The organism is Streptococcus vulneris, from assembly GCF_019218685.1.
Taxonomy (GTDB): Bacteria; Bacillota; Bacilli; order Lactobacillales; family Streptococcaceae; genus Streptococcus; species Streptococcus vulneris.
Window position 1 is genome coordinate 1 of sequence record NZ_JAHUZC010000022.1, and the last position, 2,180, is coordinate 2,180.

1 protein-coding gene is annotated in these 2,180 nt (G+C 54.9%); it reads right to left on the reverse strand.

Annotated elements, in window-relative coordinates:
- Nucleotides 1-2,180 (reverse strand): coiled-coil domain-containing protein (locus tag KUA57_RS09360; protein WP_218494141.1); only part of this gene is annotated, 2,180 nt, incomplete at both ends.

Genomic DNA, 2,180 nt, shown 5'->3' on the forward strand with positions numbered 1-2,180 from the left:
GCTTCAGCGTCAACCAGCGCAGTAGCTTCAGCTTCAGCCTCAACCAGCGCGGTAGCTTCAGCTTCAGCGTCAACAAGTGCGGTGGCTTCAGCCTCAGCGTCAACAAGTGCGGTGGCTTCAGCCTCAGCATCGACAAGTGCAGTAGCTTCAGCTTCAGCGTCAACAAGTGCAGTGGCTTCAGCTTCAGCGTCAACCAGCGCGGTAGCAAGTGCTTCAGCATCAACAAGTGCGGTGGCTTCAGCTTCAGCATCGACAAGTGCGGTAGCCTCAGCTTCAGCATCGACAAGTGCAGTAGCTTCAGCTTCAGCGTCAACAAGTGCGGTAGCTTCAGCTTCAGCATCAACAAGTGCAGTGGCTTCAGCTTCAGCATCAACAAGTGCGGTAGCTTCAGCTTCAGCATCGACAAGTGCGGTAGCAAGTGCCTCAGCATCGACTAGCGCGGTAGCCTCAGCTTCAGCGTCAACAAGTGCGGTAGCTTCAGCTTCAGCGTCAACAAGTGCAGTAGCTTCAGCTTCAGCATCGACAAGTGCGGTAGCAAGTGCCTCAGCATCGACTAGCGCGGTAGCTTCAGCTTCAGCGTCAACAAGCGCGGTAGCAAGTGCTTCAGCATCGACAAGTGCAGTAGCTTCAGCTTCAGCGTCAACAAGCGCGGTAGCAAGTGCTTCAGCATCAACAAGTGCGGTGGCTTCAGCTTCAGCATCTACTAGTGCAGTAGTCTCAGCTTCAGCGTCAACGAACGCAGTAGCCTCAGCGTCAGCATCAACCAGCGCGGTAGCAAGTGCTTCAGCATCGACAAGTGCGGTAGCAAGTGCTTCAGCATCTACTAGTGCAGTAGCAAGCGCCTCAGCATCAACAAGTGCAGTGGCTTCAGCTTCAGCGTCAACTAGTGCAGTAGCTTCAGCTTCAGCATCGACAAGTGCGGTAGCAAGTGCTTCAGCATCAACTAGCGCAGTAGCCTCAGCGTCAGCATCAACCAGCGCGGTAGCAAGTGCTTCAGCATCTACTAGTGCAGTGGCATCAGCTTCAGCGTCAACCAGCGCGGTAGCAAGTGCTTCAGCATCAACAAGTGCGGTAGCAAGTGCTTCAGCATCAACTAGCGCAGTAGCCTCAGCGTCAGCATCGACTAGCGCGGTAGCCTCAGCTTCAGCGTCAACAAGTGCGGTGTCAAGTGCTTCAGCATCAACGAGTGCGGTAGCTTCAGCCTCAGCATCGACTAGCGCGGTAGCCTCAGCCTCAGCGTCAACAAGTGCAGTAGCCTCAGCCTCAGCGTCAACAAGTGCAGTAGCAAGCGCCTCAGCATCGACAAGTGCGGTAGCAAGTGCTTCAGCGTCAACAAGTGCGGTAGCCTCAGCTTCAGCGTCAACAAGTGCAGTAGCCTCAGCTTCAGCGTCAACAAGTGCAGTGGCTTCAGCTTCAGCGTCAACAAGTGCAGTAGCCTCAGCTTCAGCGTCAACAAGTGCGGTGGCTTCAGCTTCAGCGTCAACAAGTGCGGTGGCTTCAGCCTCAGCATCTACTAGTGCAGTAGCTTCAGCTTCAGCGTCAACAAGTGCAGTAGCAAGTGCTTCAGCATCAACTAGCGCAGTAGCCTCAGCGTCAGCATCAACCAGCGCGGTAGCCTCAGCTTCAGCATCTACTAGTGCAGTAGCAAGCGCCTCAGCATCAACAAGTGCAGTGGCTTCAGCTTCAGCGTCAACTAGTGCAGTAGCTTCAGCTTCAGCATCGACAAGTGCGGTAGCAAGTGCTTCAGCATCGACAAGTGCGGTAGCCTCAGCTTCAGCATCGACAAGTGCAGTAGCTTCAGCTTCAGCGTCAACAAGTGCGGTAGCTTCAGCTTCAGCATCGACAAGTGCAGTGGCTTCAGCATCAGCATCAACAAGCGCGGTGGCTTCAGCTTCAGCGTCAACAAGTGCGGTAGCTTCAGCTTCAGCGTCAACAAGTGCAGTAGCCTCAGCTTCAGCGTCAACAAGTGCGGTGGCAAGTGCTTCAGCATCAACAAGTGCGGTGGCTTCAGCATCAGCATCAACGAGCGCGGTAGCAAGTGCATCGGCTTCAACGAGCGCGGTAGCAAGTGCCTCAGCGTCAACTAGCGCAGTAGCTTCAGCTTCAGCATCAACGAGCGCGGTAGCAAGTGCATCGGCTTCAACGAGCGCGGTAGCAAGTGCCTCAGCGTCAACTAGCGC